Annotated in this window: 18 protein-coding genes; 6 read left to right on the top strand and 12 right to left on the bottom strand. The window is 70.0% G+C overall.

Annotated features, from left to right (window positions below):
* Positions 1–123 precede the first annotated feature (123 nt).
* The 3 genes from FBZ83_RS16110 to FBZ83_RS16100 all read left to right on the top strand — a co-directional run bounded on the left by FBZ83_RS16110 (position 124) and on the right by FBZ83_RS16100 (position 2,360).
* Positions 124–531, top strand: coding sequence for a GreA/GreB family elongation factor (locus tag FBZ83_RS16110; RefSeq protein WP_145684771.1), 408 nt, complete (start codon positions 124–126; stop codon positions 529–531).
* Positions 532–688: 157 nt separating this feature from the next.
* Positions 689–1,594: a YgfZ/GcvT domain-containing protein gene (locus FBZ83_RS16105; protein ID WP_145684769.1), complete on the top strand. Its 906-nt coding sequence runs from the start codon at positions 689–691 to the stop codon at positions 1,592–1,594.
* Positions 1,595–1,754: 160 nt separating this feature from the next.
* The gene (locus tag FBZ83_RS16100; RefSeq protein ID WP_145684760.1) at positions 1,755–2,360 is read left to right on the top strand and encodes a PRC-barrel domain-containing protein; all 606 of its coding nucleotides are present in this window, start codon (positions 1,755–1,757) and stop codon (positions 2,358–2,360) included.
* Positions 2,361–2,430: 70 nt separating this feature from the next.
* Here the strand turns inward: FBZ83_RS16100 and FBZ83_RS16095 are convergent, their stop codons facing one another.
* The 4 genes from FBZ83_RS16095 to FBZ83_RS16080 form a co-directional block, all read right to left on the bottom strand.
* On the bottom strand, positions 2,431–2,844 hold the full coding sequence (locus FBZ83_RS16095; RefSeq protein WP_186466103.1) for a COG4315 family predicted lipoprotein: 414 nt from the start codon (positions 2,842–2,844) through the stop codon (positions 2,431–2,433).
* 101 nt (positions 2,845–2,945) lie between these two features.
* Positions 2,946–3,644: an ATP12 family chaperone protein gene (locus FBZ83_RS16090; RefSeq protein WP_145684753.1), complete on the bottom strand. Its 699-nt coding sequence runs from the start codon at positions 3,642–3,644 to the stop codon at positions 2,946–2,948.
* A 21-nt stretch (positions 3,645–3,665) separates the two neighbouring features.
* Positions 3,666–4,361, bottom strand: a complete 696-nt coding sequence (locus FBZ83_RS16085; RefSeq protein WP_186466102.1) for an HAD-IA family hydrolase — start codon at positions 4,359–4,361, stop codon at positions 3,666–3,668.
* 57 nt (positions 4,362–4,418) lie between these two features.
* A complete protein-coding gene (locus tag FBZ83_RS16080; RefSeq protein ID WP_145684738.1) occupies positions 4,419–5,642 on the bottom strand; it encodes a benzoate/H(+) symporter BenE family transporter in 1,224 nt (407 codons plus the stop codon).
* A gap of 83 nt (positions 5,643–5,725) precedes the next feature.
* Between FBZ83_RS16080 and FBZ83_RS16075 the strand changes: the two genes are divergently transcribed.
* Positions 5,726–6,415: a GntR family transcriptional regulator gene (locus FBZ83_RS16075; RefSeq protein WP_145684730.1), complete on the top strand. Its 690-nt coding sequence runs from the start codon at positions 5,726–5,728 to the stop codon at positions 6,413–6,415.
* Positions 6,416–6,425: 10 nt separating this feature from the next.
* On the opposite strand, the gene FBZ83_RS16070 is transcribed toward FBZ83_RS16075, so the two are convergent.
* The 3 genes from FBZ83_RS16070 to FBZ83_RS16060 all read right to left on the bottom strand — a co-directional run bounded on the left by FBZ83_RS16070 (position 6,426) and on the right by FBZ83_RS16060 (position 8,825).
* Positions 6,426–7,445, bottom strand: coding sequence for an RluA family pseudouridine synthase (locus tag FBZ83_RS16070; protein ID WP_145684723.1), 1,020 nt, complete (start codon positions 7,443–7,445; stop codon positions 6,426–6,428).
* Complete coding sequence (gene crcB, locus FBZ83_RS16065; protein ID WP_145678276.1) at positions 7,445–7,846, bottom strand: fluoride efflux transporter CrcB; 402 nt, start codon at positions 7,844–7,846, stop codon at positions 7,445–7,447. Before crcB ends, FBZ83_RS16070 begins: the two co-directional genes overlap by 1 nt.
* Before the next feature lie 67 nt (positions 7,847–7,913).
* A complete protein-coding gene (locus tag FBZ83_RS16060) occupies positions 7,914–8,825 on the bottom strand; it encodes a hypothetical protein (RefSeq protein WP_145684721.1) in 912 nt (303 codons plus the stop codon).
* An 83-nt stretch (positions 8,826–8,908) separates the two neighbouring features.
* On the opposite strand from FBZ83_RS16060, the gene FBZ83_RS16055 reads away from it, so the two are divergent.
* Positions 8,909–9,385 carry a hypothetical protein gene (locus FBZ83_RS16055; RefSeq protein WP_145684719.1) on the top strand — a complete coding sequence of 159 codons (477 nt, stop codon included), beginning with the start codon at positions 8,909–8,911 and terminating at the stop codon, positions 9,383–9,385.
* Between the two features lie 6 nt (positions 9,386–9,391).
* Here FBZ83_RS16055 and FBZ83_RS16050 read toward each other — a convergent pair whose 3' ends face one another.
* Complete coding sequence (locus tag FBZ83_RS16050; RefSeq protein ID WP_145684717.1) at positions 9,392–10,729, bottom strand: replication-associated recombination protein A; 1,338 nt, start codon at positions 10,727–10,729, stop codon at positions 9,392–9,394.
* Positions 10,730–10,757: 28 nt separating this feature from the next.
* Positions 10,758–11,162, bottom strand: a complete 405-nt coding sequence (locus tag FBZ83_RS16045) for a hypothetical protein (protein WP_145684715.1) — start codon at positions 11,160–11,162, stop codon at positions 10,758–10,760.
* Between the two features lie 125 nt (positions 11,163–11,287).
* Here FBZ83_RS16045 and FBZ83_RS16040 point away from each other — a divergent pair, with 125 nt between their 5' ends.
* Complete coding sequence (locus tag FBZ83_RS16040) at positions 11,288–11,551, top strand: hypothetical protein (RefSeq protein WP_145684712.1); 264 nt, start codon at positions 11,288–11,290, stop codon at positions 11,549–11,551.
* Between the two features lie 48 nt (positions 11,552–11,599).
* Here the strand turns inward: FBZ83_RS16040 and FBZ83_RS16035 are convergent, their stop codons facing one another.
* The 3 genes from FBZ83_RS16035 to FBZ83_RS16025 all read right to left on the bottom strand — a co-directional run bounded on the left by FBZ83_RS16035 (position 11,600) and on the right by FBZ83_RS16025 (position 14,002).
* A complete protein-coding gene (locus FBZ83_RS16035) occupies positions 11,600–12,178 on the bottom strand; it encodes a YqaA family protein (RefSeq protein WP_145684704.1) in 579 nt (192 codons plus the stop codon).
* Positions 12,179–12,338: 160 nt separating this feature from the next.
* Entirely contained in the window at positions 12,339–12,761 is a 423-nt protein-coding gene (rplQ, locus tag FBZ83_RS16030; RefSeq protein ID WP_094304321.1) for a 50S ribosomal protein L17, read from the bottom strand.
* A 221-nt stretch (positions 12,762–12,982) separates the two neighbouring features.
* Complete coding sequence (locus tag FBZ83_RS16025; protein ID WP_014240055.1) at positions 12,983–14,002, bottom strand: DNA-directed RNA polymerase subunit alpha; 1,020 nt, start codon at positions 14,000–14,002, stop codon at positions 12,983–12,985.
* Positions 14,003–14,071: the final 69 nt, after the last annotated feature.

Raw genomic sequence — 14,071 nt, 5'->3', positions numbered from 1 at the left:
TCAGCAGTTGCTTCGCACACGGACAGATGCCACGCCGCCGCACGGTTGACAAGAGGCCGCCGTCGTCCTCAGCTATGGGAAGGGCCGCCATTTCCGGCGGCCTTTGCTTATGGAGCTTTTGGAATGAACCGCAAGTCGATGCTCGGCGATCCGCCGCCGATCCGAATCACCCCCCACGACCTCGGGCGCCTCGACGTCCTTCTCGCCCATCTCAGCCAGCCCGCCGGCGTCATCGACTTCCTCCAGCGCGAGGTCGACCGCGCCGATGTCGCGGACACACCCGACGACGGCGGCGCGCCCTTCGTCCGGCTCGGCAGCCGGGTCACCTTCGCGGACGACCGGGGCACGCGGCACACCGCCACACTCATCACACCGGACGAAGCGGCCCGGCGCCAGGACGGCATCTCGATCCTGACCCCGGTGGGCGCCGCCCTGCTCGGCCTGTCCGAGGGGCAATCCATCGCCTACGGCACGCTCGACGGCCGCACCAAGTCGGTGCAGGTCCTGCGGATCGAACCTCCGGCCGGCTGACCGCCCGCCAGACGGTCCATCGACCACGGCTTGCACCGTGGCGCGTCCGCGGAAAAGGCGGACGCGCCATGCAAGGGCATCCCCCTCGCCACTCTTGCCTCCCCCGCCCGCTTCGCCCAACTATCGGGGACTTGAACGGGACAATCGGAGCACGGGCATGACGGCGGAACAGGCAGGCTACGCGATCCTGGAGGACCGGGGCGTCATCGCGGTCGCGGGCGAGGACCGGGCGGCCTTCCTGCAAGGGCTGGTCTCCAACGACGTGCGCCGCGTCGCAGCGGACCGCGCCGTCTACGCCCTGTTCCTGACCCCGCAGGGCAAGTTCCTGCACGACTTCCGCATCGCCGAATCGGAGGGCGCCCTTCTGCTCGACCCCGAGACGGACCGGCGCGAGGAATTCCTCCGCCGCCTGAAGATGTACAAGCTGCGCTCCAAGATCACGCTGGAGGACCGCGCCGGCACCTTGGTGGCGGTCGTCCTGTTCGGCGGCGACGCGCTCGCCCGGCTGGGCCTGCCGGAGGAGGCCGGCGCGGCGGTTCCCTTCGCGGGCGGAGTCGCCTTCACCGATCCGCGCCTGCCGGCGCTGGGCGCCCGCGCCTTCCTGCCGCGCGACGGCGCCGCGGCGGCGCTGGAGGCGGCGGACTTCGCTCCGCGCAGTGCCGAGGACTATGACCGGCTGCGCCTCTCGCTCGGCGTTCCGGAGGGCAGCCGCGACCTCACGCCCGACAAGGCGCTGCCCCTGGAGAACGATCTGGACGACCTCAACGCCATTTCCTGGGACAAGGGCTGCTACATGGGGCAGGAACTGACCGCCCGCACCAAGTACCGCGCCCTGATCAAGAAGAAGCTGTTCCCGGTGACGGTGGACGGTCCCCTGCCCGCCCCCGGCACGCCGGTGACGCTGGAGGGCAAGGAGGTGGGCGAGATCCGCAGCGGTCAGGGCTCCTCCGCCCTGGCCTTGTTGCGGCTGGAAGACCTCACCCGAGCGGGGCAAGACGGACTGGTCTTGACAGCCGGAGAGGCCACAGTCACGCCGACAAAGCCAGTCTGGGCAAGCTATTGAGTTCTTCGCGACTTTTATTCCCGAAACTTGCACGGACTAGCCGAAAGATTTTTTCGATTTTCCGCGTGACCATTCCCGCCGAGGCGCTGTTGTCGAACTGCCTTACCGAGACAAACCAAGGCACTCGACAGAAACGCCGAAACACGGAGAGGAGTGAGTTATGCGTAGGGAAATCATCGCGGCTGCGTCCGTCCTGGCGCTGATGACCGGCACGGCGATGGCGCAGACCACGTCACCGACCACCGGCAGCCCCACCACCGGCGCCCCGACCGCGACCGAGATGAACAAGAGCGGCAGCGCCCCGGGTAGCGCCGCGACCGGCAGTGCCGCGGGCCTGACCGGCGGCCAGATGGCCAGCGCCGAGAACATGATGGGCAAGAACGTCTACGGCTCCGACAACGAGAAGGTTGGCGAGGTCGAAGACGTGATCCTCGACAGCAACGGGCAGGCGCGCCAGCTCGTGATCTCCTCGGGCGGCTTCCTCGGCATCGGTGAGAAGCAGATCGCCGTGGACATCGGCAACGCCACCTGGGACGCCCAGCAGGAGCGCGTCCAGCTCTCGGGCATGACCCGCGACCAGGTGAAGGACATGGCGGAGTTCGAATACTCCGACACCACCACCTCGCTGAACCGCAACAAGGACAAAGCCGGCGACACGGTGAACGGCGCGGCCAGCCGCTCTTCCACCGGCACCTCCGGCACCATGACCGCCCCGGGCGGCGCCACCGGCACCCCGCCGGCCGCTCCGTCGGGCACCGGCCAGTAATCGCCGGCACCGTCACACAAAGCCCCCGCGGCCAAGCGCCGCGGGGGCTTTTCCCTGTTCGGGGCCGCCTTTACGGGCGGGCGACATGCCAGACGTTGTTCACCCCGTCGCCGGTGGTGTCGCCCGGCTTCCCGTCCTTCGCCCAGCCATAGAGCGGCTTGCCCTTGTAGGCCCACTGCATGGAACCGTCGTCGCGGGTGACGACCGAATAGTCGCCCATCGCCTTGGCGCCCGCCGGGGCCATCAGCGGCGGCCAATTGCTGGCGCATTGGCCGTTGCAGGCGGACTTGCCGCCCGCATCGCGGTCGAAGACGTACAGCGTCATGCCCTTGCTGTCGGTCAGCACGGGACCGCCGGCCGACTGGCCGGTCTTGGCGGGCATGGCGCCCTGCGCGAAGGCGGACGGCGCGAAGGCGGACGGCGCCACGAGGCCGAGCGCCAGCGCGATCGCCGCGGCGGCGGTGAAACGGGTGAAGCGGTGCATGAACGGAACCTCCCTGTCGTGACGGGGCGGGTGATGGAACCCGACCCTCACTGACAGGACGCCCGCCGCGCCGCTTTATTCCGTCCCCACCCGATCGATGATCACGCCCGCAGCAGATCGACGAAGCGGCGGCAGGCGGCGATGTCGATGCGCAGGGCGGCGCGGCGCTTGGTCGTCTCCGGGTCCTCGCCCCAGGCTTCGATCTGGAAGGTCTCGTCAAGCTGCGACACCGCGAAGGCCTCCTCGGCGTCGATGTGCCCCTCGACCAGCGCCAGCGCGACGATCAGCGAGCCGCAGGAGCCGGTCGCGGTCTGGAGCGCCGACAGCGTCCAGTCGTCGTAGGCCTCGACCGCGTTGCGCAGGGCGCGCAGCGCCTCGGGCGGCTGCGGCTTGGGCATCAGCCCGGCGTTGACGTGCAGCGGCGCGTCGTAGCGCAGCGTCGCCCAGTCGAGCAGCGGTTGCCAGCGCTGCGCCTGCAACTCCACCAGGTTCCGGGGATGCTCCGCGCGGTAGCAGAGCAGGTCCGTCTCCGCATAGGCGGCCACGCCGTCGACAATGGCGGCGCGGCCCTTGCCGATCAGGTCCACCGCCGTGCTGGCGAGCTGCATCAGCGGCATGCTGTCCGGGGCGATGTCCTCGGGCTGCGCATCCCATTCGGCGGCGACGGCCTGGGCCAGCGGCCAGCTCGCGAAGACCAACGGCGCCTTGGCCGGGCTGCGGATCGGACGGTTGTCCAGGCGCACCTCGAAGCCGCCGCCGGCGGCCTCGTCGACGGAGGCGGTCTTGTAGAAGCGCTTCATCAGGGTCCTTCGAATGCTCTCTTATCGGTGCAACAGGTCCAGAACAGCGCCGGCCACCGCGCGCCCGCGATGGACGATGCGGTCCGCCCCGGCGGCCTCCAGCTCGGCCGCCGCGTGATAGCCCCAGGAGACGCCGACCGACGCGACCCGCGCGTTGCGGGCCATTTGAATGTCGTAGGTGGTGTCGCCGATCACAACCGTGCGCGCCGCCTCCACCCCGGTTTCGGCCAGGGCGCGGTAGACCATGTCGGGGTGCGGCTTGCCGGGTCCGATGTCGCTGGTCTGGAGCGTGACGAAGCGCTCGGTCAGCCCGTGGTGGGCCAGCATGGCGTCCAGCCCGCGGCGCGACTTGCCGGTCGCCACGCCGAGCAGCACGCCCTCCGCCTCCAGCGCGTCCAGTGTGTCGCGCAGGCCGGGGAACAGCGGCTCGTGCAGGTCGCCGCGGTGGCGCAGCGCCGCGAAGGCGTCCTTGTAGCTTTCCGCGATGGCCACATGACGCTCGGTGTCCAGGTCGGGCAGCAGTTGCGACACCGCCTGCACCAGCGGCAGCCCGACCAGGCGGCGCACCTCCAGCGGGTCCGGCTCGCCCAGCCCGTGGGCGGCCCAGGCGGTGGTCATGGCGTCGATGATGGCGAACTGGCTGTCCACCAGCGTGCCGTCGCAATCGAACAGGGCCAGCCGCAGCGGACGGGCATTCTCTGAGCTGCTCACGGGCATCGCCTCCGGGACGCGGGTCGTACCGGACTTATGCGGGCCGCGTCGGCAAAGCGCAACTCACTTTCCGGGTTGCCGCGGCTCCGGGCGCCAGTGGAGCAGATGGACCGCCCCGCCCAGCAGCAGGCCCCAGAAGGCCGAGCCGACCCCGGCGAAGGACAGGCCGGAGGCGGTGACCAGCATGGTGACCAGCGCGGCGGTGCGGTTCGCCTCCACCTGCACGGCGCCCATCAGGGCGGAACCGAAGGCGCCGACCAGGGCCAGCCCGGCCACCGCCTCGATCAGGATCGGCGGGGAGCGGGTGACCATCACCGCCGTCACCCCGGCCAGCCCGGCGAACAGGATGTAGCCGATGCCGCTGACGAAGGCGGCCTGCCAGCGCCGCGCCGGGTTCGGGTCGGCGTCCGGGCTGGCGCAGAGCGCCGCGGTGATCGCCGCGAGGTTGACGGTCGGAGCACCACCCAGCGCCGTCAGGGCGGAGGCCGCCCCCGTCGCCAGGAAGATCGGACGGGTCGGCGGCGCGTAGTTGTAGGTCGCCAGAACGGCGAGGCCGGGGATGTTCTGCGAGGCCATGGTGACGACGAACAGCGGCAGGGCGATGCCGACCATTGCTTCCCAGGTGAACACCGGCTGGACGAAGGTCACGCCCGGCCACAGCGCGCCGGACAGCGCCGCCCCGCCGGCCAAACCGCCGGATGAGTCGAGCGCCATCGCCCCCAGCGCCACCGCCACCGCGGCGGGCACGGCGTAGAGCCGCGCCACCCGCCCCACCACCGCCCAGGTCGCCAGCACCAGCAGCGCCATTCCCGGCGCCTGCGACACCGCCAGGAAGGGGGCCAGACACAGCTTCAGCAGGATGCCGGCCAGCATGCCGTTGGCCAGCGGCTTGGGAATCGCGGCGATCCAGCGGCCGAGCGGCGACCACAGCCCGGCCAGGACGATCAGCAGGCCGGTCGCCACGAAGGCCCCCACCGCGGCGGGGAACCCACCCTCCACCGCGCCGGTGGCGGCGAGCAGGGCCATGCCCGGCGTCGTCCAGGCGATGCTGATCGGCTTGCGCCGGTGCAGGCTGAGGCCCATCGCCGTCAGACCCATGGCGAAGCCCAGCAGGACGAGGCCCGACACCACCTGCTCCGTGCTGGCGCCCACGGCGGTCAGGCCATGGATGACCACCGCCACCGAACTGGCGTAGCCGACCAGGGCCGCCAGCAGGCCGGCGCCGACCGCGCGCAGGGAAAGCCCCGTCGAAAGGCCCGTCGCCGGGACGGTGTCGGAAGAGGACATGGCTTGGGACCCTCCATCGGGCGTGCAGGATGATGAGACTGGTGATAGATTGGATCCAATATCCTGGCAAGGGGAGATCACGCATGGCGGTCAACGACGGGCTGTCGCGCCTCGTGGCGCGCGCGCAGCCGCGCCACCGCACCACCACGGAGTTCGTGGAGGCGACGCTGCGCGAGGCGATCCTCAGCGGGGTCATCGCGCCGGGCACGCCGCTGCGGCAGGAGGAACTGGCGGAGACCTTCGGGGTCAGCCGCATGCCGGTGCGCGAGGCGCTGCGCCAGCTGGAGGCGCGGGCGCTGGCCGAATTCCACCCGCACCGCGGGGCCGTCGTCGCGGAAATCTCCGCGGCGGATGGCGCCGACATCGGGGCGATCCGCATGGCGCTGGAGCCGATGGCGTTGCGCCTGTCATTGCCCGGCCTGACGGCGGCGGACCTCGATCAGGCGGAGGAGCTGATCGCGGAGATGGATGGAGAGGCCGATCCCGGCCGCATGGGAGAGCTGAACCGGCGCTTCCACATGACGCTCTACGCGCGGGCCGGGCGGCCCCGTCTGCTGGCGCTGACGGAGCAGCATCTGCTGGCCGCCGACCGCTACCTGCGCTTCCAATTCGCGGCGCTGGGCTATCGGCCGCGGTCGCAGGACGAGCACCGCGCGCTGTTGGCGGCCTGCCGGGCGGGCGATGCGGATGCGGCCTGCCGGCTCGTCGAAGAGCATGTCGGGGAGGCCGCGGAGCAGCTTACGGCGTTTCTGGAGGGGCGCGAAGCGGGGTAAACCCCCGCTTCTACTCGACCCCCTCGAACGGGTCGCCCTTCAGGCTGGCGCTGAAGCCCAGATATTTCCAGGTCGTCAGCATGTGGTCGGGCAGCGGCGCCGTCACGTCGATCATCCGGTTGCCGCCGCGCGGGTGCGGCAGGATCAGCCGGCGGGCGTGCAGGTGCAGCTTCTTCTGGACCTCGGCGCCCGGCAGATAGGCCCCCTGCCCGGCATACTTGCCGTCGCCCAGGATCGGCGTGCCGATGGCGTTCATGTGGACGCGGAGCTGGTGGGTGCGCCCCGTGCGCGGCCACATGGCGACGAAGGCCGCCTGCTTGCCCAGGTTTTCCAGCACCGAGTAGTAGGTGACGGCACGCTTGCCGTCGTCCTCGTCGCCGGCCACCCGCTCGCCCTGCGGCCCGCCTTCCTTGGCCAGCGCGAGGTCGATCTTGCCCTGGTAGGGCTTCGGAACGCCGACCGTGGCGGCCCAGTAGATCTTGCGCACGTCGCGGCCGCGGAACTGCTCCGTCAGCTTGGACGCCGCGAAGGTGTTGCGCGCCAGCAGCAGGACGCCCGAGGTGTCCTTGTCCAGCCGGTGGACCAGCTTGGGCCGCTCCTTCGCGTCGAAGCGCAGGGCGTCCAGCATGGCGTCGAGATGCTTGGTGGTGTTGGTGCCGCCCTGGACGGCGAGGCCCGCCGGCTTGTTCAGCGCGATGACGTCGCCGTCCTTGAAGAGAACCAGCGCCTGGAGCGCCGCGATGTCCTTGTCCGACATGGCCGGCTTCTTCGGCGCGGGGGCCGCCGCGGCGCCCTCCGGCTTGGCCCAGTCGGCCAGCGGCGGGATGCGGATGGACTGGCCGGCGGCGAGCCGGGTCGAGGTCTCCGCCCGCTTGCCGTCCACGCGGATCTGGCCGGTGCGCAGCAGCTTCTGCAGATAGCCGTGCCCCACGTCGGGGAAATGGCGCTTGAACCAGCGGTCGAGGCGGACGTCGGCCTCGTCGGACGTCACGGTCCGGGTTTCCACGCTGGGGGACTTGTTCTCACTCATCAAACGGGCACCGAAACAAGAGAACGCACGACCGCGAGGCCGGCAAAGAAACCCGCGATGGTCAGCACCATCGAGGCCAGGATGTAACCCGCCGCCGCCGGCAGGGCGTTCCGCTCCACCAGCAGACCGACGTCGAGCGTGAAGGAGGAGAAGGTCGTGAATCCCCCCAGCACCCCGACCATCAGCAGCGCCCGCAGCTCCGGCGACGGCGACCACACCAGCGCGGCCAGCTCCGCCAGCGCGCCCATGGTGAAGCAACCGAGGGCATTCACGACCAGCGTCCCGTAGGGAAACTGCGTGCCCAGCCAGTGGCCGACCGCCGTCATCAGCAGATAGCGCGCCATGGAACCGACAGCGCCGCCGACGGCGACCGCGGCGAGCGTGGACGGTGATGCGATCACGGAACCTCCGGAACGGACGGGACGACGGGCATCCCGCGCGGATTAGAGCCAGAAATACGGCGGTTTGTCACGCGCCGGGCGCGGCGCCCCCGCCATCCCGCTCGCCCACACCGAAGATCCAGCCCTCCTGCCGCCGCGCCCGCGCGTCCATGGCCGGCGGACTCCACACCGCCTCCCGCCCGGCCAGCCGGCGCAGCCCCGCCGCGGAGACCAGCGCGTCCGCGTCATGGTCGCTCACCGACCCGGACAGGCCGGCGGGCGGCGCGCCGAGGGCGGCCAGCGCGGCGTCGACCGCCGCCCCGTCGCGGATCTTGCGCAGCCCGAAGCCGGCGCGGATGAGGAACAGGCGCGGGTAGATCTCGCAGAAGACGGTATGGCCCGGCCCCGGCGCGTCGAAGGGCCAGACCGCCACCTGGTCCGGCGCCGCCCGCTTCAGCGCGCGCAGCATCCGCATCCCGGCCAGCCCGCCCTTCCCCACCTGCTTGGCGCCGATCAACTTGTAGGGGCTCTGCGGGCTGCCGTAGCCGTCGGCGCGGCACACCCGCTCGGTCAGCCGGTGCGGGTCGCGGTACCAGTCCGGCTGCGTCCCGGCGCGCCAGAAATCGGCGCCGTAGTCCGGGTGCGCCGCGAAGCCGCCCCCGGCGAAGTCCGGCTCCGCCCCGGCCACCGCTTCCACCCGGTCCCACAGGTCGAAGGCTGTCACCGCGTCGGGGTCGGGGAAATAGCGCCGAGCCACGTCGAAGGGCAGCGAGAAGGCGCAATCGATCCCAACCAGCGCCGGCCCCCGCTCCAGCCCGTCAAGCAGCCAGTCGAACACGGCGGTGCGCGACCATTGCCGCTCCGTGGGCGCGACGGTCCGCGGCGGCCCTTCCACGCCGCATTCGGCGACCGCGACGCCGGCGTAGCGCTTGCCGGCGGCGCCCGACCAGTCGATGGCGATGAAGCGTGAGAACGCCGGAACCGCGTCATCCGTCGTCATGCGCACGCTTCTCCCGCCATTTCACGAACCCTGATTCCGAGCGTCCGGATTTCAACACGCGGGAATTGCATACGGACCCTCCAATGACCATTCGCTCAATCTCAGGTCTTCTCACCGCCCTCCTCGCCTTCACCGCCGCCCCGGCCCGAAGCGATCCGTGCCTAGACATCCCAAGCGTCCTGCGCTCCGCCGAGCCCGCGCTCAACACGGCGTTCGGCGGGCGCCTCACCCGGCACATCTTCGGCGCGCCGCCGCCGCCGAACGCCGTGCAGGAGGTCGGTATGCCTCTGTTCGCGGATCTCTGGGCGTGGCGGGCGGCGTGGAACGCGGTGACCGGCCATCCGGGCGAGGTCCTGTGCGGCGAGGAGCTTGGCGGCACCCAGTTCGGCAAGACGCTGAGCGTGCGGGTCCCCGCGCTGTGGTGCGGGGAAACGGATGACATCGGCCGCTGCACCGACGCCAAACCCTTCACCAGCGCCACCGTGACCTACGTGTTCGAACGCGCCGGCCCGCCGCACGCCCCGGTCTGGATCCTCGGAGTCGCTTACCCGAAGCCGTGATGCGCCCTATTCGTCCCCGTCAGCGGCCTTGCGGTCGCGCAGGCGCGCCCAGTAGTCCTGGCGCTTCTTGATCTCGCGCTCGAATCCGCGCTCGACCGGCTGGTAGAAGGCGCGCCGCGCCATGCCCTCCGGGAAGTAGTTCTGGCCGGAGAAGCCGTCCGCCGTGTCGTGGTCGTACTCGTAGCCCTTGCCGTAGCCAATCTGCTTCATCAGCTTGGTCGGGGCGTTCAGGATGTGCTTGGGCGGCATCAGGCTGCCGGTTTCCTTGGCGGCGCGCACCGCGCTCTTGTAGGCGGTGTAGCCGGCGTTCGACTTCGGCGCCGTCCCCAGATAGATCACCAGTTGCGCGATGGCCAATTCCCCCTCCGGGCTGCCCAGCCGCTCGTAGGCCTCCCAGGCGGCGGTGGCCTGGGCGAGCGCGTTGGGGTCGGCCATGCCGATGTCCTCCACCGCGAAGCGGGTCAGCCGGCGGGCGATGTAGCGCGGGTCCTCCCCGCCCTCCAGCATGCGGGCGTACCAGTAGAGCGCCGCGTCGGTGTCCGACCCGCGCAGCGACTTGTGCAGCGCGCTGATGAGGTTGTAATGCCCCTCCTGCGCCTTGTCGTAGAGCGGGGCGCGGCGCTGGATGGCGGTGGCGAGCGCGTTGTTGTCGAGACGCGCGCCGTCCTCCGGCACCGGCAGGGCGAACAGCTCCTCACAGAGATTCAGGCAGAAGCGCCCGTCGCCGTCGGCCATCGCCTTCAGCGCGGCCCGCGCGTCCGGCGTCAGCGGCAGCGGACGGCCCATCTCCGCCTCGGCCCGCGACAGCAGCTTCTCCAGCGCCGCGTCGTCGAGCCGGTTCAGCACGAAGACCTGGGCGCGCGACAGAAGCGCCGCGTTCAACTCGAAGGACGGATTCTCGGTGGTGGCGCCGACCAGCGTGACGGTGCCGTCCTCCACATAGGGCAGGAAGCCGTCCTGCTGGGAACGGTTGAAGCGGTGGATCTCGTCGATGAACAGCAGCGTGCCCTGCCCGGCCGCACGCCGCGCCCGGGCGGCGTCGAAGACCTTGCGCAGGTCGGCCACGCCGGAGAAGACCGCCGACAGCGGCTCGAAATGCAGGTCGGTGGACAGGGCCAGCAGCCGCGCGATGGTCGTCTTGCCGCAGCCGGGCGGCCCCCACAGGATCATGGAGGCCAGCCGGCGCGCGGCGACCATGCGGCCCAGCGGGCCGTCGGGCTTCAGCAGATGCTCCTGCCCGACCACCTCGCCCAGGCTGCGCGGGCGCAGCCGATCGGCCAGCGGGCGGGGGGCGCCCGCCTCGAACATGCCGCCGGTGGCTCCGGAGTCGCCGCGCTTGCTCATCGCCGATCCACCGATCGCACCGGACCGGTCACTGGTTGGTGGGCGCGCCGCAGCGCTGGTAGCACATGCGCAGCGAATGCTGGCAGTTGTCGGTCGGCGAGAAGATGCCGCCGCGGTCCGGACGGTCGAGCCCGCTCTGCGCGCGCGCGGCGACCGAGTCCATGCAGGAGTTGTTGCTGCGCTCACACTGGGAGCGGCAGGAATCGTCGCTGCCGACGCCGCCGTCGAGGCGAAGCGACGGATCTTCGACCCCGCGGGCCGGGCGCGAGGACGCCGGTGCCCCGGCGGGAGCCGTTGTGGGGGCCGTGGTGGAGGCCGCCGGAGCACCGCCCACGGCGGCGCCGGACGAACGCCCCGGCGCGTCCGCGCAGGCGGCGAGCGCAACCAGGGCGAGGGCCAGCACCGGCCCCAGAATGAGTTTCGGACGGAACATCGCGGCTTTGACTCCCATTGTTCTTGCGTGACCCCGGACGTTGGCGGATGGTCCCCCGCATTGGACCATGCCGCGGGCTCGGCGCCCACTATGCCGGGAACGCAAGCGATAAGGGAATGCCTCAAATGAGTCCCAACAATCCCGGCCCGTCGCCGCGCCGCCGGACATCGACCACCGTCTTCGTGGCGCTGCTGATCGGCGGGCTGCTGCTGCTCATCGTGCGCATGCTCTCCATGCCCACCGTCAGCGCCGGCGAGGTCGTCCTGCCCCTGCTGGCCGGCATCGCCATGGCGCTGGCCATCGGCGTGATGGTCATGCGCGACCGCCGCGAGCGCAACGCCCTGCCCCCGTCGGAGCGCAACCGCCAGGACCGCGGGATGCCCGATTGATGTTTGCCGGGAAGTAAAGGTGACGCGCGGGGCCGGGCCCCGCGCCGCTCACACGAACTTGAAGCTGAGCAATCCGCCGATGATGATGACCAGCAGAACGGTCGTCACCAGCATCAGCCGCTTCTCGATGATGTCGCGCACCTGCGGCCCGTAGAAATGCAGCAGGATCGCGATCATGTAGAATCGCGAGAATCGTGCGACGATCGAGCACAGGATGAACACCGTCAGGTCGAGGTGCGCGAATCCCGCGGTGATCGTCAGCAATTTGTAGGGAATGGGCGTGATGCCCTTGAGGATCAGGAACCAGGGGCCGAATTCGGCGAACATGTCCTGAAAGCGCTGGAACGACTCTTGCGCGTTGTAGAGGTCGATGATCAGCCGTCCGATGCTTTCGAACAGGTAGAACCCGACCGCGTAGCCGAACATCCCGCCGATCAGCGAGGCCAGCGCGCAAATGTTGGTGTAGCGCCAGAGCTTCCTGGGCTCCGCCAGACACATCGGCACCAGCATGATGTCGGGCGGCAGAGGGAAGAAGGAGCTTTCCGCGAAGGAGACGGCGGACATCCACCAGACGGCGTCCTTGCGGGCGGAGAGCTTGAGAATCCGGTTGTAGAGAGGTTTCAGCATACCGCGCGCGCGGCGCCCTCCCGAAGTGACGGAACCCGAAAACCGGAAACCCTCCCTCCGGGGATGAACCCGAAGGGAGGGCCGGTCGGTCACCTATATCGTCGTCCGGCGCCCAGGGGCAACGGCGGCGACAAGATTTCACGAACGCTCAACCGTGGGCTCAGCCCTCGGCCTCGACCTCGTCCTTGATCTCCACCGGGCCCGAATCCTGGCCCTTGGCGGCGACGTCGCGGTCGACCAGCTCGATCACGCCCATGGCGGCGGCGTCGCCGTAGCGGAAGCCGGCCTTCAGGACGCGGCTGTAGCCACCCTGGCGGTCCTTGTAGCGGTCGGCCAGAACGGTGAACAGCTTGGTCACCATCGCGTCGTCACGCAGCTGCGCGAAGGCGAGACGGCGGTTGGCGAGGCCACCCTTCTTGCCGAGCGTGATCAGACGCTCGACGATCGGGCGCAGATCCTTGGCCTTCGGCAGGGTCGTCTTGATCTGCTCGTGCTTGATCAGCGCATTCGCCATGTTCGAGAACATGGCCTTGCGGTGGCTGGTGGTCTTGCTGAACTTACGTCCGGAAACGCCGTGACGCATGACGGTCCTCCTTCATGGCGTGGCCCCCCTCGGGGAGCCGGTGGTGAACCCGACCGCCCAGTCGTTAGAGCTGGTACGGCGCGGGGCGGGCCGGTTGGTGGCCCTGGGAAACATGCTGCCCCCTCCCCGGCCCTCCCCCGCTCGCGCGAGAGAGGGAACTTGTCCCCTCCCTCGCCGAAGGCGGGGGAGGGCCGGGGAAGGGGCAATGGAACGTGCGAGACTTAGTACGGCTCTTCCAGACGCTTGGCCAGCTCTTCGATGTTCTCGGGCGGCCAGTTCGGGATTTCCATACCGAGGTGCAGACCCATCTGGGCCAGCACTTCCTTGATCTCGTTCAGCGACTTGCGGCCGAAGTTCGGCGTGCGGAGCATCTCCGCCTCGGTCTTCTGCACCAGATCGCCGATGTAGACGATGTTGTCGTTCTTGAGGCAGTTGGCCGAACGGACCGACAGTTCCAGCTCGTCCACCTTGCGGAGCAGGTTCTTGTTGAACGGAACCTCCTCGTGCTTCTCCTCGGCGACCGCGTGGGTCGGCTCCTCGAAGTTGATGAACAGCTGCAGCTGGTCCTGGAGGATGCGGGCGGCCAGAGCCACCGCGTCGTCCGGCTTCACGGCGCCGTTGGTCTCGACGACCATCGACAGGCGGTCATAGTCAGTGACCTGCCCGACGCGGGCGTTGTCGACCTTGTAGGAGATCTTGCGGACCGGCGAGAACAGCGCGTCGACCGGGATCAGGCCGATCGGGGCGTCTTCCGGACGGTTCTGGCTGGCCGGGACGTAGCCCTTGCCGGTCTCGACCGTCAGTTCCATGTTCAGGCGCGCGCCGTTGTCCAGCGTGCAGATCACGAGGTCCGGGTCCATCACCTGGATGTCCGCGCCGGTCTCGATCATGCCGGCCTTCACCTCGCCGGGGCCTTCGGCGCGCAGGCGCATGCGCTTCGGGCCGTCGCCGCCCATGCGCAGACCCATCGACTTGATGTTGAGGACGATGTCGGTCACGTCCTCGCGCACGCCGGGGATCGACGAGAACTCGTGCAGCACGCCGTCGATGTGGATCGCCGTGACGGCCGCACCCTGCAGCGAGGAGAGCAGCACGCGGCGCAGCGCGTTGCCGAGCGTCAGACCGAAGCCACGCTCCAGCGGCTCGGCCACGACGGTCGCCGTGCGGTCGGCGTCGTCACCGGGCTGGATGTCCAGCTTGTTCGGCTTGATCAGTTCCTGCCAGTTCTTCTGAAGAGCCACGGTATTACCTCATGCCATCGGGGTGGACACACGTCCGCGGGGACCGGCCGTTCCCATCCGATGGCGCCG

Origin of the sequence: Azospirillum brasilense, assembly GCF_007827815.1 — a bacterium.
GTDB lineage: Bacteria > Pseudomonadota > Alphaproteobacteria > Azospirillales > Azospirillaceae > Azospirillum > Azospirillum brasilense_C.
This window is presented reverse-complemented; position numbering and strand designations above follow the sequence as displayed.

What these genes read in the sequence shown, in the direction of transcription:
- FBZ83_RS16100 (WP_145684760.1), top strand. Translation starts at nt 1,755, where the DNA reads ATGCGTAGGGAAATCATCGCGGCTGCGTCCGTCCTGGCGCTGATGACC.
- FBZ83_RS16045 (WP_145684715.1), bottom strand. Translation starts at nt 11,162, where the DNA reads ATGTTCCGTCCGAAACTCATTCTGGGGCCGGTGCTGGCCCTCGCCCTG.
- FBZ83_RS16095 (WP_186466103.1), bottom strand. Translation starts at nt 2,844, where the DNA reads ATGCACCGCTTCACCCGTTTCACCGCCGCCGCGGCGATCGCGCTGGCG.
- FBZ83_RS16035 (WP_145684704.1), bottom strand. Translation starts at nt 12,178, where the DNA reads ATGCTGAAACCTCTCTACAACCGGATTCTCAAGCTCTCCGCCCGCAAG.
- FBZ83_RS16090 (WP_145684753.1), bottom strand. Translation starts at nt 3,644, where the DNA reads ATGAAGCGCTTCTACAAGACCGCCTCCGTCGACGAGGCCGCCGGCGGC.
- FBZ83_RS16060 (WP_145684721.1), bottom strand. Translation starts at nt 8,825, where the DNA reads ATGACGACGGATGACGCGGTTCCGGCGTTCTCACGCTTCATCGCCATC.
- FBZ83_RS16050 (WP_145684717.1), bottom strand. Translation starts at nt 10,729, where the DNA reads ATGAGCAAGCGCGGCGACTCCGGAGCCACCGGCGGCATGTTCGAGGCG.
- FBZ83_RS16085 (WP_186466102.1), bottom strand. Translation starts at nt 4,361, where the DNA reads ATGCCCGTGAGCAGCTCAGAGAATGCCCGTCCGCTGCGGCTGGCCCTG.
- FBZ83_RS16110 (WP_145684771.1), top strand. Translation starts at nt 124, where the DNA reads ATGAACCGCAAGTCGATGCTCGGCGATCCGCCGCCGATCCGAATCACC.
- FBZ83_RS16055 (WP_145684719.1), top strand. Translation starts at nt 8,909, where the DNA reads ATGACCATTCGCTCAATCTCAGGTCTTCTCACCGCCCTCCTCGCCTTC.
- FBZ83_RS16105 (WP_145684769.1), top strand. Translation starts at nt 689, where the DNA reads ATGACGGCGGAACAGGCAGGCTACGCGATCCTGGAGGACCGGGGCGTC.
- FBZ83_RS16040 (WP_145684712.1), top strand. Translation starts at nt 11,288, where the DNA reads ATGAGTCCCAACAATCCCGGCCCGTCGCCGCGCCGCCGGACATCGACC.
- FBZ83_RS16070 (WP_145684723.1), bottom strand. Translation starts at nt 7,445, where the DNA reads ATGAGTGAGAACAAGTCCCCCAGCGTGGAAACCCGGACCGTGACGTCC.
- FBZ83_RS16080 (WP_145684738.1), bottom strand. Translation starts at nt 5,642, where the DNA reads ATGTCCTCTTCCGACACCGTCCCGGCGACGGGCCTTTCGACGGGGCTT.
- FBZ83_RS16075 (WP_145684730.1), top strand. Translation starts at nt 5,726, where the DNA reads ATGGCGGTCAACGACGGGCTGTCGCGCCTCGTGGCGCGCGCGCAGCCG.
- rplQ (WP_094304321.1), bottom strand. Translation starts at nt 12,761, where the DNA reads ATGCGTCACGGCGTTTCCGGACGTAAGTTCAGCAAGACCACCAGCCAC.